This window comes from Paramylibacter ulvae (assembly GCF_014652655.1).
Taxonomy (GTDB): Bacteria; Pseudomonadota; Alphaproteobacteria; order Rhodobacterales; family Rhodobacteraceae; genus Amylibacter; species Amylibacter ulvae.
In genome coordinates this window covers 165,887-188,364 of the sequence record NZ_BMZF01000004.1, presented here as the reverse complement: position 1 = coordinate 188,364, position 22,478 = coordinate 165,887, and the positions used below count along the sequence as shown (strand labels likewise).

25 protein-coding genes are annotated in these 22,478 nt (G+C 50.3%); 8 read left to right on the top strand and 17 right to left on the bottom strand.

Translation table 11 applies throughout. The features are described from left to right. Positions 1–30 precede the first annotated feature (30 nt). The gene (gene dksA / locus IE094_RS09470; protein WP_189640454.1) at positions 31–453 is read right to left on the bottom strand and encodes an RNA polymerase-binding protein DksA; all 423 of its coding nucleotides are present in this window, start codon (positions 451–453) and stop codon (positions 31–33) included. A gap of 190 nt (positions 454–643) precedes the next feature. Between dksA and IE094_RS09465 the strand changes: the two genes are divergently transcribed. Genes IE094_RS09465 through IE094_RS09450 form a run of 4 tightly spaced genes read left to right on the top strand, consistent with a single transcriptional unit; the run spans position 644 to position 3,354 of the window. Continuing rightward, positions 644–1,087, top strand: coding sequence for a GNAT family N-acetyltransferase (locus IE094_RS09465; protein ID WP_189640453.1), 444 nt, complete (start codon positions 644–646; stop codon positions 1,085–1,087). After that, positions 1,084–2,412 carry a DUF2927 domain-containing protein gene (locus tag IE094_RS09460; RefSeq protein WP_189640452.1) on the top strand — a complete coding sequence of 443 codons (1,329 nt, stop codon included), beginning with the start codon at positions 1,084–1,086 and terminating at the stop codon, positions 2,410–2,412. Before IE094_RS09465 ends, IE094_RS09460 begins: the two co-directional genes overlap by 4 nt. An 18-nt stretch (positions 2,413–2,430) precedes the next feature. Beyond that, positions 2,431–2,607, top strand: coding sequence for a hypothetical protein (locus IE094_RS09455; protein ID WP_189640451.1), 177 nt, complete (start codon positions 2,431–2,433; stop codon positions 2,605–2,607). A 57-nt stretch (positions 2,608–2,664) separates the two neighbouring features. Next, entirely contained in the window at positions 2,665–3,354 is a 690-nt protein-coding gene (locus IE094_RS09450; protein WP_189640450.1) for a M48 family metallopeptidase, read from the top strand. On the opposite strand, the gene IE094_RS09445 is transcribed toward IE094_RS09450, so the two are convergent. The 7 genes from IE094_RS09445 to IE094_RS09415 all read right to left on the bottom strand — a co-directional run bounded on the left by IE094_RS09445 (position 3,347) and on the right by IE094_RS09415 (position 10,664). Further along, entirely contained in the window at positions 3,347–3,898 is a 552-nt protein-coding gene (locus IE094_RS09445) for an RSP_2648 family PIN domain-containing protein (RefSeq protein ID WP_189640449.1), read from the bottom strand. The two genes, IE094_RS09450 and IE094_RS09445, sit on opposite strands and share 8 nt — an antisense overlap. After that, positions 3,898–5,094 (bottom strand): RSP_2647 family RNA methyltransferase, encoded by a 1,197-nt coding sequence (locus tag IE094_RS09440; protein WP_189640448.1) that lies wholly within the window; start codon positions 5,092–5,094, stop codon positions 3,898–3,900. The genes IE094_RS09445 and IE094_RS09440 overlap by 1 nt, the downstream gene beginning before the upstream one ends. 79 nt (positions 5,095–5,173) lie before the next feature. Beyond that, positions 5,174–5,353, bottom strand: a complete 180-nt coding sequence (locus IE094_RS09435) for an RSP_7527 family protein (protein WP_189640447.1) — start codon at positions 5,351–5,353, stop codon at positions 5,174–5,176. Positions 5,354–5,464: 111 nt separating this feature from the next. Next, positions 5,465–6,043: a sarcosine oxidase subunit gamma gene (locus IE094_RS09430; protein WP_189640446.1), complete on the bottom strand. Its 579-nt coding sequence runs from the start codon at positions 6,041–6,043 to the stop codon at positions 5,465–5,467. Continuing rightward, entirely contained in the window at positions 6,036–9,050 is a 3,015-nt protein-coding gene (locus IE094_RS09425; protein ID WP_189640445.1) for a sarcosine oxidase subunit alpha family protein, read from the bottom strand. Before IE094_RS09425 ends, IE094_RS09430 begins: the two co-directional genes overlap by 8 nt. Then, positions 9,047–9,373, bottom strand: a complete 327-nt coding sequence (locus IE094_RS09420; protein WP_189640444.1) for a sarcosine oxidase subunit delta — start codon at positions 9,371–9,373, stop codon at positions 9,047–9,049. The genes IE094_RS09425 and IE094_RS09420 overlap by 4 nt, the downstream gene beginning before the upstream one ends. 43 nt (positions 9,374–9,416) lie before the next feature. Further along, the gene (locus IE094_RS09415; protein ID WP_189640443.1) at positions 9,417–10,664 is read right to left on the bottom strand and encodes a sarcosine oxidase subunit beta family protein; all 1,248 of its coding nucleotides are present in this window, start codon (positions 10,662–10,664) and stop codon (positions 9,417–9,419) included. Positions 10,665–10,815: 151 nt separating this feature from the next. Here IE094_RS09415 and ruvX point away from each other — a divergent pair, with 151 nt between their 5' ends. Then, positions 10,816–11,292, top strand: coding sequence for a Holliday junction resolvase RuvX (gene ruvX, locus IE094_RS09410; RefSeq protein ID WP_189640442.1), 477 nt, complete (start codon positions 10,816–10,818; stop codon positions 11,290–11,292). Continuing rightward, positions 11,289–11,519, top strand: coding sequence for a DUF1289 domain-containing protein (locus IE094_RS09405; RefSeq protein WP_189640441.1), 231 nt, complete (start codon positions 11,289–11,291; stop codon positions 11,517–11,519). Before ruvX ends, IE094_RS09405 begins: the two co-directional genes overlap by 4 nt. On the opposite strand, the gene IE094_RS09400 is transcribed toward IE094_RS09405, so the two are convergent. After that, a complete protein-coding gene (locus IE094_RS09400; protein ID WP_189640440.1) occupies positions 11,516–11,917 on the bottom strand; it encodes an ArsR/SmtB family transcription factor in 402 nt (133 codons plus the stop codon). The genes IE094_RS09405 and IE094_RS09400 overlap by 4 nt on opposite strands. A gap of 182 nt (positions 11,918–12,099) precedes the next feature. Here IE094_RS09400 and dusA point away from each other — a divergent pair, with 182 nt between their 5' ends. Both dusA and IE094_RS09390 read left to right on the top strand, forming a co-directional pair. After that, positions 12,100–13,131: a tRNA dihydrouridine(20/20a) synthase DusA gene (dusA, locus tag IE094_RS09395; protein WP_189640439.1), complete on the top strand. Its 1,032-nt coding sequence runs from the start codon at positions 12,100–12,102 to the stop codon at positions 13,129–13,131. Between the two features lie 11 nt (positions 13,132–13,142). Further along, positions 13,143–13,967 carry a sulfite exporter TauE/SafE family protein gene (locus IE094_RS09390; protein ID WP_373295868.1) on the top strand — a complete coding sequence of 275 codons (825 nt, stop codon included), beginning with the start codon at positions 13,143–13,145 and terminating at the stop codon, positions 13,965–13,967. A gap of 318 nt (positions 13,968–14,285) precedes the next feature. Here IE094_RS09390 and IE094_RS09385 read toward each other — a convergent pair whose 3' ends face one another. The 8 genes from IE094_RS09385 to IE094_RS09350 form a co-directional block, all read right to left on the bottom strand. Continuing rightward, positions 14,286–15,203 (bottom strand): carbohydrate kinase family protein, encoded by a 918-nt coding sequence (locus tag IE094_RS09385; protein WP_229802213.1) that lies wholly within the window; start codon positions 15,201–15,203, stop codon positions 14,286–14,288. A gap of 8 nt (positions 15,204–15,211) precedes the next feature. Further along, positions 15,212–16,225 carry an ABC transporter ATP-binding protein gene (locus IE094_RS09380; RefSeq protein WP_189640436.1) on the bottom strand — a complete coding sequence of 338 codons (1,014 nt, stop codon included), beginning with the start codon at positions 16,223–16,225 and terminating at the stop codon, positions 15,212–15,214. Next, a complete protein-coding gene (locus IE094_RS09375; RefSeq protein ID WP_189640435.1) occupies positions 16,213–17,634 on the bottom strand; it encodes a mannitol dehydrogenase family protein in 1,422 nt (473 codons plus the stop codon). Before IE094_RS09375 ends, IE094_RS09380 begins: the two co-directional genes overlap by 13 nt. Beyond that, the gene (locus IE094_RS09370; protein WP_189640434.1) at positions 17,631–18,533 is read right to left on the bottom strand and encodes a helix-turn-helix domain-containing protein; all 903 of its coding nucleotides are present in this window, start codon (positions 18,531–18,533) and stop codon (positions 17,631–17,633) included. Before IE094_RS09370 ends, IE094_RS09375 begins: the two co-directional genes overlap by 4 nt. After that, positions 18,530–19,300 carry an SDR family oxidoreductase gene (locus IE094_RS09365; protein WP_189640433.1) on the bottom strand — a complete coding sequence of 257 codons (771 nt, stop codon included), beginning with the start codon at positions 19,298–19,300 and terminating at the stop codon, positions 18,530–18,532. Before IE094_RS09365 ends, IE094_RS09370 begins: the two co-directional genes overlap by 4 nt. Further along, complete coding sequence (locus tag IE094_RS09360) at positions 19,300–20,130, bottom strand: carbohydrate ABC transporter permease (protein ID WP_189640432.1); 831 nt, start codon at positions 20,128–20,130, stop codon at positions 19,300–19,302. Before IE094_RS09360 ends, IE094_RS09365 begins: the two co-directional genes overlap by 1 nt. Positions 20,131–20,132: 2 nt before the next feature. Continuing rightward, positions 20,133–20,993, bottom strand: a complete 861-nt coding sequence (locus IE094_RS09355) for a carbohydrate ABC transporter permease (protein WP_099592562.1) — start codon at positions 20,991–20,993, stop codon at positions 20,133–20,135. A 114-nt stretch (positions 20,994–21,107) separates the two neighbouring features. Then, positions 21,108–22,394, bottom strand: a complete 1,287-nt coding sequence (locus tag IE094_RS09350) for an ABC transporter substrate-binding protein (protein ID WP_189640431.1) — start codon at positions 22,392–22,394, stop codon at positions 21,108–21,110. Between the last annotated feature and the right edge of the window lie 84 nt (positions 22,395–22,478).

Genomic DNA, 22,478 nt, shown 5'->3' with positions numbered 1-22,478 from the left:
GGTGTTTTGAATTTTCACATGATCCAATGATCAATCGTCGCGGTGGACTTTTTCTTTGCGCTCGTGACGCTCTTGTGCCTCAAGGCTGAGTGTCGCGATGGGGCGCGCATCAAGGCGTTTCAATGAAATCGGCTCGCCTGTTGCTTCGCAATAACCATATGATCCATCTTCGATACGGCGTAATGCTGCATCAATTTTCGCAACCAATTTGCGTTGGCGATCACGGGTGCGCAATTCAAGCGCGCGATCTGTTTCTTCTGATGCGCGATCGGCCACGTCTGGAATATTGCGTGTGCCTTCTTGCATGCCTTCGATGGTATCTTTGGAATCTGAAAGCAAGGATGCTTTCCATTGTTCTAATTTTTCGCGGAAATATTCGACCTGACGGTCATTCATGAATTCTTCGTCGTCAGTCGGTTGATAGCTTTTATCTAACACTGCATTAACTTTCATTCTTGTCACCCACACATTGGGGTAGAACCCATTGCAATTGGTCGGTACGTAACGGAAACTTATTGAATTGTCACCCCTGAATCAGCGTGAACATTTGAATGTGCGCTCGAAAACTTGCAGAATTTGCTGTTTTTTGATTTGCACATGCTAAACAATTGAAATGCAATTTAAACTTTGAATAGGATGTCACATGGCCGTTGCGCTCAAGATTGCTCAACCTTTGATAGAATCACAATGGCGGCGTCTATGGCGCGACTATCTTGCGTTTTATAAAACAGAACGCACCGACGCGGTTTACGATGCAACATGGGCGCGAATTTTAGACCCTGAAAAAGACATGTATTCGCTGATTGCATTTGATGGTGATCGCGCGGTTGGGTTGGTGAATTACCTGTATCATCACAGCTTTTGGGATATTGAAAAACGTTGTTACCTGAATGATCTTTACGTGCATCCCGATGGGCGCAATCTGGGCGTTGGGCGTGCGATGATCGCCGCCGTCGTGGATCAGGCAAAATCGGATCAGTTGAAACAGGTTTACTGGCTGACGGCGAAAGATAACACAGATGCGCGCGCGCTTTATGATAAGGTGGCGCATCTGTCGCCATTTTTGAAATACGATATCGCGCTATGAAATATCTGATCATCTGTTTGGCTCTGTTTTTGGTGGGCTGTGGCGACGCCCCCCAATTAAACACGCGAAGCGGTGCGCAATCCTTTAGTGCGCAAAATTATCCCCGTGGTGTGGCACGATCAAACGGGGATATTGCGGGTGATATCCTTGATCTGACATTCGCATTGGAAAACGGTCAACGCTTGCCCGTGTTCACCCGATTTGAAACGCCCGTGCGGGTTGGGTTTGTTGGGCACGCACCCGCCGTTTTGCGCAAAGATTTGAAAAACCTGATTACACGCATTCGCAGTGAGGCGAACATTGATATTGCCAGCGTTTCAACGGGTGCAAATATTCACATTGACATCGTCAACGGCAATCAAATGCGCGGTGTCGAAAACAAGGTTTGTTTCATTGCCCCCAATGTTGAAAGTTTCGCCCAATATCGCAAACGCCGCACTGATCCGTCGCTACGCTGGGAAAATCAGACCACACGCGAACAGATTGTAATCGTGATCCCCGATGATGCCACACCACAAGTGATGCGCGATTGTCTGCACGAAGAACTGGCACAAGCACTTGGCCCCCTAAACGATCTTTATCACTTGTCGGATTCGGTGTTTAACGATGATGATTTTCATCTGATCCTGACCTCGTTTGATATGCTGGTATTGCGCAGCCTTTACAGTGCTGATTTGCAATCTGGCATGACATCGGCACAGGTCAGCGCACGCTTGCCAAAAATCTTGGCCGCGTTGAACCCCCTTGGTCAAACAGATATCAGCAATCCACGCCCCGCCACATCGCGTGCTTGGGTGAATGATATTCGCTTGGCGCAAAACACAGGCAATGATTTGGCGCTACGTCTGCGCGGGGCAAACGGCGCAGTAAACGCCAGCGTTTCATTTGGATATGGCCCCACGCGCCAAGGATTTGCACAATATATCCGCGCCGATATTTTGGCCGATGCACAACAATCGGGTGCCGCGCAAGGGTTTGCTCAAACCTATAATTTGTTTAAATCCGCTTTTGGTGAAAATGACATTCACACCGCACATGCCAGTGTGCAAATGGCATCATTGGCATTGTCTGCGGACAAACATGCGCTGGCGGATGCGGTATTGAAACCCGCAATCGCAACCGCGCGACGCCATGAAAATGCGACACTGTTGGTGCAATTGCTAGCCTTGCGGGCATCATGGGGGGATGCCACGGGCAATATTGCGGCGGCAAATGATGCACGCGCCGCCGTCACCGCATGGGGACCATACGCATTTGGCAATCGCACAGATGCGTCAAAGCTATTGCGCTTGGCCGCTGATTTGTCCAAAAGAACAGCGCAATAACCACAAGGGATCAAATCAATGTACACAGCAATCATTGCAGCCATCATCGGGGTGATCCTTGGCTGGTTTCGCGCAACCAAACGCGGCGGGAACACATTGGATAAATTGCAATACGCCGCGGGTCATGCCATTGCATTTGGTCTGATCGGGTTGGCGGTTGCGATCATTCTTGGCTGGGTCGCGGTCAGCGCATAACGCGCAAGTGTTCGCAAACACCTTGTCCAATCACGCGCCCCACCCCATATTCAAACCATGATAAAATTCACGCCGATCTTATTGGCCGTTCTTTATGGTCTGTTGATGTATTTCTTTTCGTCGCGCCGATTGCGCAGCGAACTGGATGAACATTCAACTGTGTTGGATGATCCGACATTATCGGCGATGACCAAACGTATGGCGGATGCGATTGATCTGCATCGGATCAAGGTTCATATCTATGAAATTGATCCAATCAATGGGCTGGCTGCGCCCGATGGGCGTATTTTCATCACCCGCGGATTTTTCAACAAATACAAGGATGGCGAGGTGAGCGCAGATGAACTTGCCAGTGTTATCGCCCATGAATTGGGCCATGTGGCACTGGGACATTCGCGCCGTCGCATGATCGATTTTTCGGGGCAAAATGCGCTTCGCATGGTGATTATCATGGTGCTGGGGCGTTTTTTGCCCGGGCTTGGCGTTTATATCGCCAATATGCTGACCTCACTGTTGGCGGCGCGCCTGTCGCGCACAGATGAATACGAGGCGGATAAATACGCATCCGCCCTGCTCACCAAAGCGGGCATCGGTACAGCAGGACAGAAAAGCCTGTTTTTAAAGCTGGATAAATTAACCGGTGTAGGTGGACGACCATTGGCATGGACGGCAAGCCATCCCAAAACCGCAGACCGCATCGCCGCGATCGAGGCGAATGAGGGCGCTTGGAAAAACGGGATCAGTTAATCCGCGCTGCCATATATTTGGCAAGCCGTGGCAGACGTGTGCGTTTCAACAATTTGCGCAAATCCTGATCTTCGCCAGAAATTGCAATGGCGCGTGCCAGAACATCGCCTACGACCCCATCCATTTCTGTCGGGTGATTTTGCGCGAGCTCCAACAAAAAACCATCGGGATCACGGCGCAATATGCCGTGGTTTGATAAAACCCGTGTTGGGAAATCCTTGATATTGGCGGTGATGATCGCATCCGCCTGTCCCGCTATGGCCGCTTGTAACACGTGCACATCATCGGGGTCCGGCAACCAGATTTCATCGCCAACAAATTTATCAATCGTCACACTGGCATCTGGCCAATTCGCACCCAACAGCGCGATTTCAACACCCGCAGATGCGCCAATGTCATCACCATTGCGCACGGCTGCGCGTTGCCATTCACCGATTATTCGCACCGACCAAAGTGGCGTGAATAATCCCTTGGATGCCGCGCCCAATAAAACCTCGCGCATTACTGTTGGATACAGAACACATGCATCCAACACCATCCGCATCAGTTTAACCGCAGGAATATGGATTTAAGATAACTGCTTTCGGCCAGATGTGGATGCACAGGGTGATCCGCACCCGCAGCGCCCACATGAATGATTTGTCCACTGCGCCCAGATTTACCCATGCCGCGCAAACTGGCCGTACGAAATTTGGCCAGATCAGCCGCATGTGAACAAGAACACAGCACCAAAAACCCACCTGGTTTGACCAAGGCCGCACCCATACGTGCGACACGTTCATATGCACGCAACCCTTTATCAAGCGCAGGTTTCGCAGGCGCAAATGCAGGGGGATCACAGACCACCAGATCAAATTGGCGCCCCGCTTCGGCCAGGGCGGCCATCACATCAAATGCATCACCACGCTCTGTTGAAAATTGATCACCTTGCCCCGATGCGTTTGCACCAGCGCTTGCCAATTCCAATGCAGGTGCAGAGGCATCCACAGCCAGCGCTGATTTTGCACCAGCGGCCAGTGCGGCCAATGAAAATCCGCCAACATGGCTAAACACATCCAAAACATCGCCATCCTTGGCAAGCTTTGCGGCAAATGCATGATTTGGGCGTTGATCGTAAAACAACCCCGTTTTTTGCCCGCCCAACAGATCGGCCATATAAGTCGCATTATTCATCGGTGTTGCGATGGGAGCATCAATTGCGCCGTGCAATACGGCGGTGTCTTCATCCAACCCTTCTAGCGTGCGCGCACGCCCTGTAGCGTTTTTCACGATCACGGCGGCGTTGAACACTTCGCGCAATGCGGCGGCGATCATATCCATGCGTGTATCCGCCCATGCCGCATTGGGTTGCACGACAAATGCATCACCAAAACGATCAATGATCACACCCGGCATGCCATCAGATTCCGCATGGATCAGACGATAAAACGGTTTATCAAACATCCGATCGCGATATTGCGCCGCATATCTTAATTTTTGCACGAACCAATCCTGATCCAGCGTAAATGTATCCCCTAATGCCAAAACACGCGCGGTGATTTTGGAATTGGCGTTGAACGCGCAAACCGCAACGGGGCGGCGATCATGGTCCTGTACCAAAACCAAATCCCCTGCGGGTATGTTTTTGGCACGGCGATCCAAGACCAGCTCGTCATTATAAATCCAAGGGAAACCAAAACGCACCCGCTGGGGCGATTTGTTGGGGCGCATGCGCACAATGGGCAAAGAAGTATCTGTCATGTGCCCGCTTTAGCCTGTTCGCAGCCAAAGAAAAAGGGGCGTTGACGCGCCCCTTTCAAATAATCATCTGCACGCGTGATTAATGCGCGTTGCGTGATGTTGGTAAGAAAGACAAGTTAATGCTTTTTAACCATGTTTTAAATGCAACTGCACCAGAGCGAACTGTTTCTGCGCGCATTTCTGCGGCGGCGCGTTCAATTGCGAAGATGTCCATGTATTCAAGATCTGAACTATCGATTTTTGTCAAAGACTGTGCCATATCAAAGGCTCCTTTCTGTCTGCTTGCTACAAACTTAGGATCATTCGGCACGGGTTACATCGGACAAATTCTCAAAACCGCTATGCGCCTGACGCATAACCTAGCGTCACTTCAACGCATATCTGAATGAAAATTAGGCGAACTGCCATTTTGCGCTGCATTCGCGAGCCATTTGAAAACATGATCACCAACAGAGCGGAAACAAACCAGTTTCGCCGCCGATTCATCCGTAAACCAAAATGCAACCGCCAATTGCCCCAAACGTGTGCGGCGCACCTCGCCGATCGGCAATGCATCGGGGTTTAAATTGGTCGGGCTGCCCTTGGCCAAAACATCGCGCAGATGATCGCCAGTCAGATCAAACACTGCGCGGGCATCGGACACATTCACTGCCAGATGATGTTGGCCTGACAATGCGTCTGTGATTTTCGCCTCCGCCGCATCGGCGGCTGGGTAATCCACCATGATTAGCAATTCATCGGGCGACATCCATGCAACCGAACCCTTCCCCGCCGTTTCAACACCGCGTGGTTTGGGCATTTTTGCACCCGTGATGGATTTCACAACCTTGGCCATTGCAGCGGACGCCAGATCGCCGCGCAGGGTAATCATCCCCATCAGACCAGCATCCGCAATGTCGATCAAGCCGCTATATTTCGCGCCATTCAGCGCCGTTACTGCATTAGACATTTTGACGTGTCCCTTCTGGATCAAGGAAAACTGGGTCACAGATTTCCGCCTTTATCACCCGCCCATCGGTGGTGGGGAAATCAATGATATCGCCCATGCGTTCTGGCCCATCTTCTACCAGCCCCATGGCAATTGCATGGTTCAACGTTGGTGAAAAATAGCTGGACGTGATGCGCCCGATCATATGTTTCACACCATTGTCGCGCACCGTGCCATCAACGGCATAGGCCCCATCGGGGATCACATCATTTGGCTCCACCGATTTTAACCCGACAAGCCGCCAGCGTTTTGGATCAACCATATGGCTGCGCTGTTGGGCGCGTTTGCCAAGGAAATCGTCCTTTTTCTTGGATACGGCCCATGACAGGCCCAGATCCTGTGGGATCACCGTACCATCAGTTTCATCACCAATCATGATGAACCCTTTTTCCGCGCGCATCACGTGCAAACATTCGGTGCCGTATGGCTGAATGCCAAATTCGGCACCCGCCTCCATACACATATCCCAAAATGCCTGACCCTGTGATGCTGGAACGGCAATTTCATATGACAATTCACCAGAGAAAGAGATGCGATATGGCCGCGCCTTGATCCCGCCCAATTCGCCATCCTTAAACGCCATGAATGGCAAAGCATCCGCGCTTACATCCATGCCGCCAATTTTTTCCAAAACTTTGCGCGCATTGGGGCCCACAATCGCGATTTGTGCGTATTGTTCGGTGGCATTGGCGGTGTAAACGCGCATATCCCACCATTCGGTTTGAAGCCATTCTTCCATCCAAGCATGAATGCGATCAGACCCGCCCGATGTGGTGTGACACAGGAATGTTTCTTCATCAATGCGCGCAACCACGCCATCATCAGACAAAAATCCGTTTTCGGTGCACATCAATCCATAACGACAACGCCCGACCTTGAGCGTGGACATCATATTTGTGTACATCATGTCCAAGAATTTACCCGCATCGGGACCCTTCACAATGATTTTGCCAAGGGTGGATGCATCCAACAGGCCAACATTTTGGCGCGTGTTCAGAATTTCGCGTGTGACCGCATCACCAACGCTTTCGCCGTTCTGTTGGAAACAATACGGGCGGCGCCAATCGGCGACGGGTTCCCAGAACCCACCGTTGTTATCAATCCAATGATGCATCGGGCTCTGGCGGATGGGTTTGAACAATTCACCGCGTGCATCCCCTGCAATCGCACCCATTGAAATGGGCTGATACGGCGGGCGGAATGTGGTGGTGCCCACGGCGGGAATTTCGGCGTTTAAACTATCCGCCAAAATCGCCAAACCGTTGATATTAGATAATTTCCCCTGATCCGTCGCCATGCCAAGTGTCGTGTATCGTTTGGTGTGTTCCACCGATTGATACCCCTCTTGCGCGGCCAAGCGTACATCGGACACTTTCACATCATTCTGATAATCAAGGAATGTTTTCATCTGTAATTTGCGGCTCATGCCTTGGGGCATTTGCCAGATCGGTTCAATCGGGTTTTCAGGCGCGCTAAAGACGCTTGGCACTTTGGTTGCCTTGGGTTTATGCCCTGTTTCCTTGGCGGCCAATTTGCCGATTTTGATCGCATCTTCCATCACGCCGGCCGCATCAAGATACCCATTCGCCGTGCCTGTAACATGCACAAACCCAGCGCCATCGTGGCCAAGCGGTGGGCGGTTTGGATCGGGGCGGAACATACATTGATCCGCGTCCCAATTCAGCTTGCCCCCACAATGTGACCACAGATGCACCACGGGCGACCAGCCGCCCGACATGGCAACGCCATCGCATTTGATTTCTTCCAGCTCGCCACCCTCACCCGCTTGCGAACAGATACCAACGCCCGTGACGTGTTTGTTGCCCTTCACCGATGAAATCGCCTTGCCGGTTTCCACACGAATGCCGATTTCGCGCGCCAGCGTTGGCAATTCGCCATCCGCTGTTGTGCGCGCATCGATAATGGCGGGCACGTCCAATCCTGCTTCGACCAAGGCGATTGCGCTGCGATAGGCATCGTCATTATTGGTGGCGATCACCACGCGATCACCGAGGCTCGTGCCATAATTCACCAGATAATCACGCACAGCCCCCGCCAACATAACACCTGGAATATCATTACCCGCAAATGACAGCGGGCGTTCAATCGCACCCGTTGCGGTGATAATCCGCCCAGCGCGCACCCTCCACAACCGATGGCGTGGTGTATCCATGTTTGGCGCATGATCGGTGATACGTTCGTAAACGGTGGCATAGCCATGATCGTACACACCCGCCCCCATCGTGCGATTGCGAATGGTCACATTTGGCATTTCGCGCAATGCTGCAAGGGTTTGTTCGACCCAGATTTCGGCCTCTTCATCGTCAACATCAACGCCATCCACCACGGCGCGACCACCAAAATGCGCGGTTTGTTCGACCAGCAAAACAGACGCACCCGCCTGCCCCGCCGCCAATGCGGATGCCAGCCCCGCAATGCCGCCACCGATGATTAAAACATCAACATGAGCGTAAAAATATTCGTAACGGTCCACATCTTTTTCAGTGGGTGCTGCACCCAGCCCCGCCGCCTTGCGGATGATCGGTTCAAACACATGTTTCCACGCAAAACGCGGATGGATGAATGTTTTGTAATAAAAACCCGCAGGGAAAAACCGCGACATCATTTTGTTAATCGCGCCCACATCAAACGCAAGGCTTGGCCATGCGTTTTGGGGTTTTGCGACCAATCCATCAAACAGCTCGGTCGTGGTGGCGCGTTGATTGGGTTCAAATTTTGCACCTGTTCCCAAACCGACCAGCGCATTTGGTTCCTCTGCACCCGATGCGATCAATCCACGTGCGCGGTGGTATTTAAAGCTACGCCCGACCAGCAATTCACCATTGGCAAGCAGTGCTGATGCCAATGTATCACCGCCGTATCCCGTAAGCTGTTTGCCAGCCCAATTAAAATGCACCTGCTTGGAACGATCCAGATGGCGACCACCTGTTTGAATGCGTGTGCTCATTTTACAAACCCTTCCCAATCGGGGCGTTTTTTCTTGATTTTGGCAACCAACTCTTTGGGTGGTTCCAAGGTTTGCGCAGGGTATGTTCCAAACACCTCTAGCGTCATGGTGCAGCGTGCGGCGTGAAACCATTTGCCACAGCCATAAACATGGCGCCAGCGTTCAAAATGCACACCCTTTGGGTTGTTGCGCATGAACAGATAGGTTTCCAAATCATCATCAGATGCGCCTGCGCCATGGCGCGTGATATGCGCCTGACCATCGGCGTGAAGTTCCGTTTCATCCGCGGCGATACCGCAATTTGGGCAGGTTAGGATTAGCATGTCGCACCTATTTCATATGTATTTTTGTAACCACGGTTTTCCATCAATGCGCCACCCCTGCGGCCACGCTTTCGTCGATAAAGCGTCCTTCTTGGAAACGATTGAGGCCAAATTCGGCGGCCAGCCCTTGTGGCTCGCCCGTGGCGATGACCTCTGCCATGGCCCAGCCTGATCCGGGGATCGCCTTGAACCCGCCCGTGCCCCAGCCGCAATTGATATAACAATTGCCAAGTGGTGTTGTGCCAATGATCGGGGATCGATCGCCCGTTACATCCACAATCCCGCCCCAATGGCGCAGCATTTTCAGGCGTGAAATCATCGGAAATGTTTCGATCAGTGCGCGAACGGTTTCTTCCAAATGGTGAAACGATCCGCGCTGGGTGTAATTGTTAAATCCATCGGTGCCGCCACCAATCACCATTTCGCCCTTGTCCGATTGGGACATGTAACCATGCACCGTGTTGGCCATGACCACCACATCCATACAAGGTTTGATCGGTTCAGATACGAGCGCTTGTAATGCCACAGATTCCAGCGGCAAACGGAAACCCGCCATATCGGCCAGATGCCCCGAATTACCCGCAACAACCATGCCCAGTTTGTTGCATTTAATCGCACCTTTGGTGGTTTGAATGCCCGTCACATTGCCATCCGATTTATCAATGCCCGTGACCTCGCATTGTTGGATTATATCCATGCCCATATTCGAACAGGCGCGCGCATAACCCCATGCAACCGCATCATGGCGCGCCGTGCCCCCGCGTGATTGCCACAGGCCACCCAAAACAGGGTAACGCGGGCCGGATAATTCGATGATCGGCACCAGTTGTTTCACACGTTCTGGGCCAATCCATTCGGTTTTCACACCTTGCAATGCATTGGCATGCGCTGTGCGTTGATAGCCGCGAATTTCATGTTCGGTTTGCGCCAACATGATCACGCCACGTGGGCTAAACATCACGTTGTAATTCAAATCCTGGCTCATGGTTTCGTATAATGAGCGTGCTTTTTCGTAAATCGCCGCGGATGGGTCTTGCAGATAGTTCGAGCGAATAATCGTGGTGTTGCGCCCTGTATTCCCCCCGCCAAGCCAACCTTTTTCAATCACCGCGACATTGGTAATGCCATAGTTTTTGCCAAGGTAATACGCCGTGGCCAAACCATGCCCGCCCGCGCCGATAATGATCACATCGTAATGCGATTTTGGTTCGGGTGAACGCCATGCGCGTTCCCAACCTGTGTGATAACGTGCGGCCTCGCGAGCGATTGCAAATGCGGAATATCGTTTCATGTGATCAACCTGTGGCGTGAATTCAGCCACCCTTGTGCCAAATCGGGGGCGTTTTGGCAATTCTGCACAACGGCATAAACTATGGATTTTCCGACATAACAGGGTCGTGTTTGGGGTTTCGTATTCCAACAATAGCAACTATGTCGGTGGAATGGCCGTATTTGATTCAATCGAAGAATTCGCAAGCGCGATCCCTGCGCATCGCGCCCTGTTGGGGCTTGATCTGGGGGATAAAACGCTGGGCGTTTCTGTTTCCGATACATTGTGGTCGGTGGCAACACCACGCGAAACCATTAAGCGCAAGAAATTCGGACTGGATGCGGATGCGTTGGATGTGATTATCAAATCAACCAATGCGGGCGGTCTGATTTTGGGATTGCCGCGCAATATGGACGGGTCCGAAGGGCCGCGTTGCCAAAAAACCCGTGCATTTGCCCGCAACCTGTCCGCACGTTGTGATTTACCCATTGGGTTTTGGGATGAACGATTATCGTCCGTCGCCGCAGAACGCGCGATGTTAGAGGCCGATATGTCACGCGCCAAACGTGCCGAGCTGATCGATCATGTTGCGGCGGGGTATATCTTGCAAGGGGTGCTAGATCGTCTGGCACATTTGCGTGCCACATGAGCGAAAACGATCTGGGCGAAGTGTGGAAACGCGACGAAGTCGAAAGCCCCTGTGTTAAGCTATGCGTTATTCACGAAGCATCGGGTTTTTGCATGGGCTGTTATCGTACACGCCATGAAATCGCGGGCTGGTCACGCATGGATGACGATGCGCGCATCGCGTTAAAGGAAACCCTGCCAACGCGCGCCAGCGCGATCAAAGGCAAACGACGCGGCCGCAATCGTTAACCACGCAACCCCAAAAACCGTTTCGTCGGTGGTGGTGGCGCCATTGGCATTGGTATCTTTGGTTTTGCGTCAACTTCATGACACACTACCGGTTCGATGTGATCTGTGCCGATGCCCATATCGATCTGGTTTTGCACGTGCCCCAAAACCCGCGCCAAGATTTTCGCATCAAGCGTATATAACGTAAACCGCCCCTTGGTTTTTTGCACCAATACCCCCGATCGTTCCATGATTTGCAAATGATGGGTCAATGACGCCGCTGGAATTTTCGTTTCACGCTGCAACGCCCCAACCGCAATCGGTTCGTTGCTCCGCCCCATCAAACAGCGCAAAATCATCACGCGGCGCGGATGTGACAGCGCATGAAATACCTGTGCGGTTTTATCAATACTATCCATTTGTTTTGGTTTAGCGGGAATTGGTAAACAAAAGCTAAACTTGCATGGGGCAATGATTGATAATCACATTTGCAAATATTCACGGTGGAATCGCCCCCCGAATGAGTGTTAATGAAACACATCATTGCGCATAAAGTGCGCGCAAAGTTCAGATTGAACTTCAAGCACGCCAAATAGGTAAAATGTTGACAACCAAAATATCAAAATCCAGCAAACTACACCCCGCTGCACGTCTCTCTGTGGCCCCGATGATGGATTGGACGGATCGTCATTGTCGTTATTTCCACCGCCTGATGTCGCGCCACGCGTTGCTTTATACCGAAATGGTCACAGCGCCTGCGCTGATCCACGGAGATGCGCCGCGTCTGTTGGCATTTGATGTGGCAGAACACCCCGTTGCGTTGCAAATCGGCGGATCGGACCCAGATCAATTGGCGCAAGCAACGAAAATGGGTGTTGATGCTGGTTATGTCGAGGTGAATTTAAACGTTGGTTGTCCGTCTGATCGCGTACAATCGGGCGCATTTGGCGCAGTACTGATGAAACAGCCCGATCTGGTTGCCGATTGTGTGCAAGCAATGATCGAGGCAAGCGGTGGTACGAAAATCACCGTAAAATGCCGCATTGGTGTTGATGATCAAATCCCCGAAGACGTTTTGCCCGATTTTATCGCCCGTGTTTCGGCAGCAGGGATTAATAGCTTTGCCATTCATGCACGCATGGCTTGGCTTGATGGATTAAGCCCCAAGGAAAACCGCTATATTCCGCCCTTGAATTACGATTTGGTGCATCAGATAAAGGCGGACAATCCCCATTTGGAAATCGTTTTGAACGGTGGTTTAAAAACCTTGGCAGAGGCGAAATCGCATATTGATCGCGGCCTTGACGGCGCAATGATCGGGCGCGAGGCGTATCATAATCCGCTGGCGATTTTAGGGCAAACTGATGATGTAATTTTTGACGATCCGCTGGGTAAAACCGCGCCACAAATTGTGGGGGAAATGGTTCCATATATCACCAATCACATCGAAAACGGTGGTAAGCTCCATCAGATCACGCGCCATATGTTGGGGTTGTTTAGCGGGCAAGCAGGTGCGCGCCATTGGAAACGCCACCTGTCTGAAAACGCACATAAAACTGGCGCAGATGCGCAGGTTGTGCAAGATGCGCTTAACCGCGTTTTGAACATTCAAACGGCGGCGATTGACGCATAAACGGGAGCGGCGTGATGGATGTATTAACTTTGTTACCTGTTTTGGCATTATTGCTGGCCATCGGCGCAGTGGCGGGCGTTCTGGCAGGGCTGTTGGGGGTCGGCGGGGGCATCGTATTGGTACCCGCATTTTACTACGCGTTCCAAGGATTGGGATATGACAATCCGCAAATCATGCAGATCTGCTTGGCAACATCATTGGCAACCATCATCGTGACATCGCTGCGATCATTATTAAGCCATCACAAAAAGGGTGCAGTAGAATGGTCGGTTTTACGCACATGGGCACCGGGCATTGTGATCGGCGCATTAATCGGCGTTCTGATTGCGGCACAGTTGCGATCAGATACATTGGTTTTATTATTCGGGGTTCTGGGCATTTGCATCGGTTTCTACATGGCATTTGGCAATGCGAAATGGCGGTTGGGCGATGTGATGCCCAATCTATTTTGGCGATCAGTGTTTAGCCCCGTTGTGGGATTTTTATCCGTCCTAATGGGCATTGGCGGGGGCAGCTTTGGTGTTCCATTGATGACATTGCATGGCATTCCCATTCACCGCGCGGTGGCGACGGCATCGGGGTTTGGGGTCATTATCGCCCTACCCTCTGTATTGTTGTTTTTGATGCGCCAACCGCCCGAAACTGGCTTGCCACCGTTCACGCTTGGTTATGTAAATTATGCTGCTTTTTTTGTGGTGATCTGTATGACAACATTGACAGCTCCGATTGGCGCAAACCTTGCGCATCGGTTGAATCCCAAACCACTAAAACACGTTTTCGCGATATTTTTAATTTTGGTGGCGCTTAACATGCTTCGCAAAGTTATGTTTGCGTAAAACGCTTGGCGCATATATCGCCTTGCATCACAGACAAGCCATTCAATTTAAAAGATAATTTTCCGTCAAATTTAGATAACTAGGTATCTGATACCCTTGGAGTTTAGACATGTTCGACATAACTAGATTTATCGAATTGTGTCCATAAGGGAAGCTGATTTGATCCTAAAGTCAAAGTCTTTTGACGCCTTGCCTTGCCAGTTTCCAAATGGCATGGGCATATCGTAAATGAAATAACTAGTTATTTCGAAATGGTGGTAAAATTTGGCCTTGAATTTTGGCGCGATATGATCCCAATCGCGCCAAAATATGATGAGATTAAAGCGAGATATCTAGGTCAGCCAAATAGGGCAGATCTGCCCCCACTCGTGTACAGGTGATCGCCGCCGCATAGAGACATTTTTCAAGCGTCGCCGCCATGAAATCAGCATCCGTGATATCGTCTGTTTTTACCAATTCACAAAGCAACATCGCCATGAATGTGTCCCCTGCCCCAACCGTGTCCGCCACGGTGATTTTGGGCGGCTTACCCTGAAAATCATGCGCGGCGCTAAATACCTGACCACCATCACCACCACGGGTTAAAAACACCAGCTTTGCGCCTTGGTTCAAAAATGAGCGCGCATGGTGTTCCAGATCGCAATCATCCCCGTGTAAGATACGCAAATCTTCATCACTAATTTTTACCACATCAACATAGGGCATTAATGCATCGATCCGTTTAATCCAGACCGCGGGATCAGATTCAATCGTTGGGCGGATGTTGGGATCAAGCGTGATCAGGCGATGTTTTTCGCGTTGTGCCAAGGCATGTGCGGTATCCGCCGTTTCACCCAGCACGAGCGCATATGATCCAAAATGAAGCGCACGGATGGAATCGGGCAAATCGGGCAAGTCATCCACACTCAATGTGCCATCCGCACCTTGGGTGTAAAAACTATAACTTGGCTGCCCCGTGGCATCGGTTGCGATCACGCTGAGCGTTGTTACACAATCTGTTCGTGCCAGATAATTCAGATTAACGCCTTCGTTTGCCAATAACTCCATCAACCCAGTGCCCAGATTATCGTTTGAAATCTGGGATAAAAAAGCAGATGCGCAATTCAGGCGTGACAATCCAATCGCCACATTCATCGGCGAGCCACCCGCACGCGCCACAACATTTGGCACGGCGGGATTATCTGTTGGCGTTACAAAGAGATCAAATAACGCCTCTCCGAAAATCAAAAATTCCACTGGTTTCATTATTCAATACGTAGTCCTGACTGAGGATCAAACAGATGGATCAAATCGGCAGAATTTGCATTAAACTCAAGCGTTTCACCTAGTTTTTCTGTTGGTGGCTGTGGCATTTTTGCCGAAAACATTACACCCTTGGGTGTGGACAGGTGAACCAATGCAAATTCGCCCATCTGTTCGACCAATTCCAATTTACCGCGGATCATACCCTTTGATTTCACTTGCGTGAGGTGCTCTGGGCGCACGCCAGTTATATTGCCACTCGCGTTTTTATTGTTGCAATCATCCGCTTCGAAAAAATTCATTTGCGGGCTACCGATGAAACCGGCCACAAATTGATTGGCAGGACGGGTGTACAATTCAAGTGGCGAGCCGACCTGTTCAATATACCCATCGCGCAGAACAACGATTTTGTCGGCCAGTGTCATCGCTTCGACCTGATCGTGTGTTACGTAAATCATCGTAGATTGCAGGCGTTCGTGCAGACGTTTGATTTCAAGACGTGTTTGCACGCGCAAGGCCGCATCAAGGTTGGACAAAGGTTCGTCAAACAAGAAAACCTCTGGGTCGCGAACAATCGCACGGCCGATGGCCACACGTTGGCGTTGACCACCTGACAGGTTACGTGGGCTGCGATCCAGATAATCTGTGATCTGCAAAATTTCGGCGGCTTGCGTCACGCGGCGGTTGATTTCGTCTTCTGGTGTTTTCGCCTGCATCAAACCAAAGGCCATATTTTTAAACACGGTCATATGTGGATAAAGTGCGTAAGTTTGAAACACCATCGCCACACCGCGTTTGGACGGGGCAACATCGTTCACCACCTGATCGCCAATCGCAACCGTGCCTGATGTGACCTCTTCCAGCCCCGCAATCATGCGCAAAAGCGTTGATTTACCACAGCCAGATGGCCCCACGAACACAACGAATTCGCCGTCTTCGATATTCAGATCGACGCCATGCATGACTTCGATATCACCATATGATTTTCGCAAGTTTTCTATTGTTACACCGGCCATGTCAGCTCCATTTCCTTTATTGCAGCGGATAGCTGCGTGCTAAATTCGGGATAGTCGTTTGGCAAATTGTCCCATAATTCTGTGGCGTTGATAAACGCATCCAACCCTGCGTCCGATAACATCGGTTGCAGGCGGTCCCAATTTGGTTCTGCGTATTGGATATTCATATGTCCAGCATCAATATGTTTCGCAAACACATACCAGCTGGCAATGGCACGCACGCCATGTTTTGGGAAAACCCCTTGTTTCAAACAGCCCCGCAAGGTGGGCAAAATGAAAATTGGGAATTTCAAAAATCCATCGGCACAGATACGTTCCACCGTGTCCCCAATGGATGCATTTTTAAACCGTGCAATGATTTTTTGCAGATATTGTTCTTTGTCGAACGGCAAATCAATCGTCAGTGCAGGTAAAACTTCGTCATGGGTATAACCCCAGAAATGTTCAAATAATTCGGCATCATTCATCGCACTGTCAAAGGTTTCATGCCCTTTCAACGCGCCAAGATAGGTCAAGCATGTATGCCCGCCATTCAATATGCGAATTTTCGCTTCTTCGTAGGGGGCAACATCACGGGTGACGGTTGCATCAACCAGGCCAAGATCGGGCATTTGCGCGGCAAAGTTATCTTCGATCACCCATTGTGTAAAATCTTCGCCCATCACGGGTGCGATGGGGTTGTCCCCAAACAGGGACTGAATTTCATCAATCAAAATTTGCGAGCTGCGCGGTGTGATACGATCCACCATCGAACAAGGGAACGTGCAGTTTTGTTCGACCCAAGTTCGCAATTCAGCCGCCCCTGACAATTCCAAATAACGTAGGAAATTGGCGCGCAACATCTTGCCGTTTTGACGAATGTTATCACAACACATCACGGTTAAACCGCCATTATCGGCATCTTTGCGACGCTGCAAACCTTGTTGTAAATAACCATAGACTGTGGCGTTGCCATGGCCCGATAATTCATTGGCAATAATCGTATCATGCGCGTCCAGAACGCCATTAGCATCGAGATAATATCCGCTTTCGGTGACGGTGATTGTCACCACATGCACCGATGGTGCGGCCATCAAATTTTCGGCCTGTTCGGTTTGCGTATGCCAGTCGATAAATCCGTTATGCGAACGCACACGGCGGAATTCTTGGCCACCATCAGATGCCATGCTTTTGACAATGTAACCATCGCCATCGGCGTTATTCTTGGCAAAATTTACGGTTTCTTCACGGCGCAAATTTACCGCCGTAATACCCCAAGCCAGATCGCCCGATTGTTGCATATAATCGTCAAAATAGATCGCCTGATGTGCGCGATGAAACGCACCAAATCCTAGGTGCAACACGCCCGTTTTCAACGCAGAGTGGTCGTAATTTGTTTCATATAAGCGCGGCGTTGTTTGTCTGTTCATGACGCGCTCCGTTCCGTTTTCAACAGCTCGTCCTGAGCCAATTCGCGATATTCTGAGGGTGTCATGTTTTTCATTTTTTGAAAGTGGCGGTTAAAATTGGCAAGGTTTTGATAACCAACATCAAAACAGATGCTCGAGACTTGTTCATCGGTGGCATAAAGCAGGCTACAGGCCTGACCGATGCGCACGCGATTGACGAATTCCACAAAACGATTGCCCGTCACGGTGCGAAAATTGCGCGAAAACGTTGTGGGTGACATGCCCGCAATATCCGCCGCTTTTTCCACCGAAATATCATCGGCAAAACGTTCCACGATGTAATCAACCACCTCGCAGATTTTCATCTGACGCGGATTGCGGTTTTCGTGATATAATTTCGCCACAGACAGGGTTTTTCGATCCTTGTTGCGTGAAATTTCCAGCAAGAAATCAAGAAATGCCATGATCTGATTTGACCCAGTGTTGTCGCGGATATAGGCAAAGCGTTCTTGCATATCCCCAAGATCAAAACCATTCCATTCCAAACCTGATTCAGCCTCTTTGAGCACCTGATTAATACCCGCGAATTCGGGGAATGCTTTGATCAATTGCATCAAGCGGTCTTGGTCAAACTGGATCACCATATCGCGCTCTTCGACGGGTTCTGTCCACACCTCGTCTGTGATCCAATTATGGGGCAAATGAGGACCAGTTAAAAACAAACCACCGGGCGCAAAATCACCGATATAATCGCCAACATATGCCCGCCCAGTTGTTGCCAAGATCAGATGCAATTCGCATTCTTGGTGACTGTGCCAGCGGCACAACGGGTTGGGCCAGCCATGTTCAAGATAAATCAGGCTATCGTCCTGTTCTGGGATGATTTCCAATTCAGGGACAAGGATTGGTGAACGTGTCATCGCAATACATTCCCCCCGTCCACAGATAATGTTTGTGCGGTCATGTAATTGGATTGTTCGCTTGCCAAAAACAATGCCACACGCGCCACATCGCGCGGTGTTCCCATATAGCCAAGCGGTACGGCATCGCCGACCTCTTGTTTCTTTTGTCCCAGTTTCTTGTCTTCAAATTTCGCAAATAACGCATCAACATGCCCCCACATGGGTGTGTCAATCACCCCCGGTGAAATTGCATTCACACGGATATGATGGGGCGCCAATGCCAATGCGGCGGATTGAGTATAGCTGATGACCGCGGCTTTGGTGGCGCAGTAATGTGCGACCAAGGCTTCGCCACGATGCCCAGCTTGGCTGGCCATGTTAATAATTGCACCTTTTTGGCCATGCTTTACCATTGATTGCGCGCCTGCCTGCATCAATGCGTATAATGCACGCACATTCAGGCCGAACAGGCGATCAAATTGATTTAAATCCGCGTCTAACACCGAACCCATATCGAAAATTGCGGCATTGTTGAAAAACACGTCGGGTTTGATGGATGCTGTCCATGCAATGCAATCTTGCAATCCTTGGTCATCCAGCAAATTAAACGGTTGATAAGAAAGAGATGCATGCGCTGCCCCCGCATAGGTGTCACCGATGTCTGTTGCACAGACCGATGCACCGCTTGCCAGAAAATGTTCAACCGTGCTCTGTCCGATGCCACCATTGGCACCAGTCACAATACAGGTTTTCCCTGACAAATCTGTGGGGGCAGCGTTTAACATTACTTCACCGCACCAAAGGTTAGACCCTGCACCAATTGTTTTTGTGCCAACCAGCCGAATACCACAATCGGCGCACAGGCCAGTGTTGATACGGCGGATACTTTGGCCCAGAACAACCCTTCGGGTGCTTGGAATGATGCAACAAATGCGGTCAATGTGCTGGCTTCTGTTGTTGTCAAAACGATCGACCAGAATGCTTCGTTCCAGCATAGAATGATCGACAACAGTGCCGTGGACGCGATGCCACCCCATGCAAGCGGCATCACCACTTGGCGGATTTCATTCAATGTGGATGTGCCATCCATGCGTGATGCTTCCAAAATTTCCTTGGGGATTTCGCGGAAATAGTTGAACAAGATCAACATCACGATCGGAAGGTTCATCATTGCATAGATAACCACCAAAGCCGTGCGCGAATCCAACAGGCCGAATTTTTGACAGATCAGATAGATCGGCATCAACACACCCACCGCAGGCAACATTTTGGTGGAAAGCATCCACATCAAAATATCCTTGGTCCAGCGACCCGTGTTAAACGCCATGGAATATGCGGATGGGATTGCGATCAACAATGCCAAAAGCGTTCCGCCAAAGGATGTGATGATCGAATTCATCGCAAAATGCGTGTAATTCATGCGCGATTGAATTTCCGTGTAATTTTCCAATGTCGGTTCAAAGAACAACAATGGCGGAATGGCAATCGCCTGATTTTCGGTTTTAAACCCTGTCAGCACCATCCAGAAGATTGGGAAAAAGAATGCCAATGCGGCAACCCAAGCAAAGAAAACTGCGATACGGTTCTTAAGGATATCTCTTTGTTTATCTGTCATGATTACACCGTCAGCGTTTTGCCAATTGCACGGATCAAGAAGATCGCAACAATATTGGCGAGGATGATTGCAAAGACACCACCGGCAGACGCAACACCGACATCAAATGCCTGTTGAGACTGGATATAAATCAAGTAGGTCAGGTTTGTAGATTGAACCCCTGGACCACCGCTGGTTGTCACGAAAATTTCTGCGAAAATTGCCAGATGGAAAATCATCTGGATCAGGATCACAATCGCAATTGGACGCGCCAGATGCGGCAAGGTTAGGTTGCGAAACTGTGCCCAGAAACCCGCGCCATCAAGCGTTGCCGCTTCTTTTTGTTCTTGGTCTTGGGATTGCAGGGATGTCATGAAGATCAGGATCGCAAATGGCGTCCATTGCCAGCTGACCATGATGATAATCGACAAAAGCGGAAAATCCTGAAGCCATTCAATCGGTGTGCCACCCAACGCATTAGCAAGGGCTGCGAACAGGCCGTTGTTTGGATCCATCAACATGTTTTTCCAAACCAAGGCAGAAACCGTTGGCATGATGAAAAACGGCGAGATCAACATAACACGTGCAATACTGCGGCCACGAAACGGGCGATCAATCAGCACGGCAATGGTCAGGCCCAAAATAACCGTGATGAATAAAACAGAGCCAACCAAAACAAGTGTGTTGAGCAATGCGGGCATAAACGCTGGATCGGTCCAGAAAAAACGATAGTTATCAAGCCCGATAAAGCCTGTGCGCTCTGGATACAAAAGATTGTATCGGATGGTTGAAAAGTAAACTGTCAGGCTCAGCGGGACAATCATCCAGATAAACAGAAGGATAATTGAAGGTGCCTGGAGCCATCGTGTAAGCGTCGCGTTCATCGCCGTCACCTGTCAAGTTAGAGTTGTAAATATGTGTTTGGGTATTGGGGTTCTGGGGCGATCAAATCGCCGCCCCAGAATATGCGTAGATACGTTTAGATAAGCGCGGTGGGTTTAGTAGTAACCCGCTTTGCGCATTTCGCGATCTGCTGCTTCTTGTGCTGCTGCCAGACCTTCTTCAACGGAAATGTCACCCGCCAATACGGCTGTCATTTGTTGACCAACGGCTGTACCAATTGCTTGGAATTCTGGGATCGCGGCAAACTGAACACCAACATATGGTGATGGGTTTTGCGTTGAATTCTCAGGGTCCGCAGACAAGATTGCTGTCAATTCAGCATCTGCGAATGCAGCCGCTGCTTGGAATTCAGCATTGTCATATGTTGACTGACGTGTGCCTGTCGGAACAGCGCCCCAACCGTTTGTTTCAGCAACCAATTGGATGTAGTCTTTTGATGTTGCCCATTCCATGAACTTCATCGCATCTTCTTTTTGCTTGGTACCGGCAGGGATCGCCAATGACCATGCCCACAACCAGTTTGAACCACGTGTTGTGATTGCTTGTGGCGCTTGTGCGTATGCCATGTTTTCATTTGTTAGGAATGATGCCGCGATTGTGGCGTCGATCCACATGCCGCATTTGCCTTCGTTCATCAACGCAAGGATTTCGTTGAATGAATTGCCTGATGAACCTGGAGGGCCATAGTTATCCAACAAATCTTTGTAGAATGTCACCGCATGGTTCCAAGCAGCGCTGTCCAATGCAGGTGTCCAGTCTTCGTTGAACCATTGTGCGCCAAAGCTGTTTGCCATTGTTGTCAGGAACGCCATGTTGTCGCCCCAGCCCGGCTTGCCGCGCAAACAGATACCATATTGACCAGCATCTTTGTCTGTCATTGCTGCGGCTGCGTCTTGTACGTGACCCCAGCTTGGGTTGTTTGGCATTGTCATGCCCGCTGCATCCAACAAATCTTTGCGATACATGATCATTGATGATTCACCATAAAATGGTGCTGCATACAAATTGCCTTCGTGGCTCAGACCACCGCGCATTGCTGGCAGGATATCGTCAACGTCGTAATCATCGCTGAATTCCAACGCTTCAACCCAACCACGAGAACCCCAAATCGGGGCTTCGTACATACCGATGGTCATAATGTCGAATTGACCACCTTTGGTTGTGATGTCTGTTGTGACGCGGCTACGCAATGTGCCCTCGTCCAATGTGACCCATTTTACGGTGATGCCAGGGTTGGCTTCTTCGAATTTTGGAGTCAATTTTTGCATTTCAATCATGTGACCGTTGTTCACAGTCGCGATTGTCAATTCACCAGCAGTGGCGAATGTCGCAGATGTTGCCGCCAGAGTCAGACCGACAGCCGTGTTACGAATAGATTTCATTTTTTCCTCCCAGAAATCGCAGTTGGAAAACCAACGTGTTCAAACAGGTTGTCCCTTATTCTTGGAATCAGCCAGTATTTTAGC

Bases quoted from the DNA above. Each gene is read 5' to 3' on its own strand.
- dksA (WP_189640454.1), bottom strand. From the start codon at position 453: ATGAAAGTTAATGCAGTGTTAGATAAAAGCTATCAACCGACTGACGAC.
- IE094_RS09465 (WP_189640453.1), top strand. From the start codon at position 644: ATGGCCGTTGCGCTCAAGATTGCTCAACCTTTGATAGAATCACAATGG.
- IE094_RS09460 (WP_189640452.1), top strand. From the start codon at position 1,084: ATGAAATATCTGATCATCTGTTTGGCTCTGTTTTTGGTGGGCTGTGGC.
- IE094_RS09455 (WP_189640451.1), top strand. From the start codon at position 2,431: ATGTACACAGCAATCATTGCAGCCATCATCGGGGTGATCCTTGGCTGG.
- IE094_RS09450 (WP_189640450.1), top strand. From the start codon at position 2,665: ATGATAAAATTCACGCCGATCTTATTGGCCGTTCTTTATGGTCTGTTG.
- IE094_RS09445 (WP_189640449.1), bottom strand. From the start codon at position 3,898: ATGCGGATGGTGTTGGATGCATGTGTTCTGTATCCAACAGTAATGCGC.
- IE094_RS09440 (WP_189640448.1), bottom strand. From the start codon at position 5,094: ATGACAGATACTTCTTTGCCCATTGTGCGCATGCGCCCCAACAAATCG.
- IE094_RS09435 (WP_189640447.1), bottom strand. From the start codon at position 5,353: ATGGCACAGTCTTTGACAAAAATCGATAGTTCAGATCTTGAATACATG.
- IE094_RS09430 (WP_189640446.1), bottom strand. From the start codon at position 6,043: ATGTCTAATGCAGTAACGGCGCTGAATGGCGCGAAATATAGCGGCTTG.
- IE094_RS09425 (WP_189640445.1), bottom strand. From the start codon at position 9,050: ATGAGCACACGCATTCAAACAGGTGGTCGCCATCTGGATCGTTCCAAG.
- IE094_RS09420 (WP_189640444.1), bottom strand. From the start codon at position 9,373: ATGCTAATCCTAACCTGCCCAAATTGCGGTATCGCCGCGGATGAAACG.
- IE094_RS09415 (WP_189640443.1), bottom strand. From the start codon at position 10,664: ATGAAACGATATTCCGCATTTGCAATCGCTCGCGAGGCCGCACGTTAT.
- ruvX (WP_189640442.1), top strand. From the start codon at position 10,816: ATGGCCGTATTTGATTCAATCGAAGAATTCGCAAGCGCGATCCCTGCG.
- IE094_RS09405 (WP_189640441.1), top strand. From the start codon at position 11,289: ATGAGCGAAAACGATCTGGGCGAAGTGTGGAAACGCGACGAAGTCGAA.
- IE094_RS09400 (WP_189640440.1), bottom strand. From the start codon at position 11,917: ATGGATAGTATTGATAAAACCGCACAGGTATTTCATGCGCTGTCACAT.
- dusA (WP_189640439.1), top strand. From the start codon at position 12,100: ATGTTGACAACCAAAATATCAAAATCCAGCAAACTACACCCCGCTGCA.
- IE094_RS09380 (WP_189640436.1), bottom strand. From the start codon at position 16,225: ATGGCCGGTGTAACAATAGAAAACTTGCGAAAATCATATGGTGATATC.
- IE094_RS09375 (WP_189640435.1), bottom strand. From the start codon at position 17,634: ATGAACAGACAAACAACGCCGCGCTTATATGAAACAAATTACGACCAC.
- IE094_RS09370 (WP_189640434.1), bottom strand. From the start codon at position 18,533: ATGACACGTTCACCAATCCTTGTCCCTGAATTGGAAATCATCCCAGAA.
- IE094_RS09365 (WP_189640433.1), bottom strand. From the start codon at position 19,300: ATGTTAAACGCTGCCCCCACAGATTTGTCAGGGAAAACCTGTATTGTG.
- IE094_RS09360 (WP_189640432.1), bottom strand. From the start codon at position 20,130: ATGACAGATAAACAAAGAGATATCCTTAAGAACCGTATCGCAGTTTTC.
- IE094_RS09355 (WP_099592562.1), bottom strand. From the start codon at position 20,993: ATGAACGCGACGCTTACACGATGGCTCCAGGCACCTTCAATTATCCTT.
- IE094_RS09350 (WP_189640431.1), bottom strand. From the start codon at position 22,394: ATGAAATCTATTCGTAACACGGCTGTCGGTCTGACTCTGGCGGCAACA.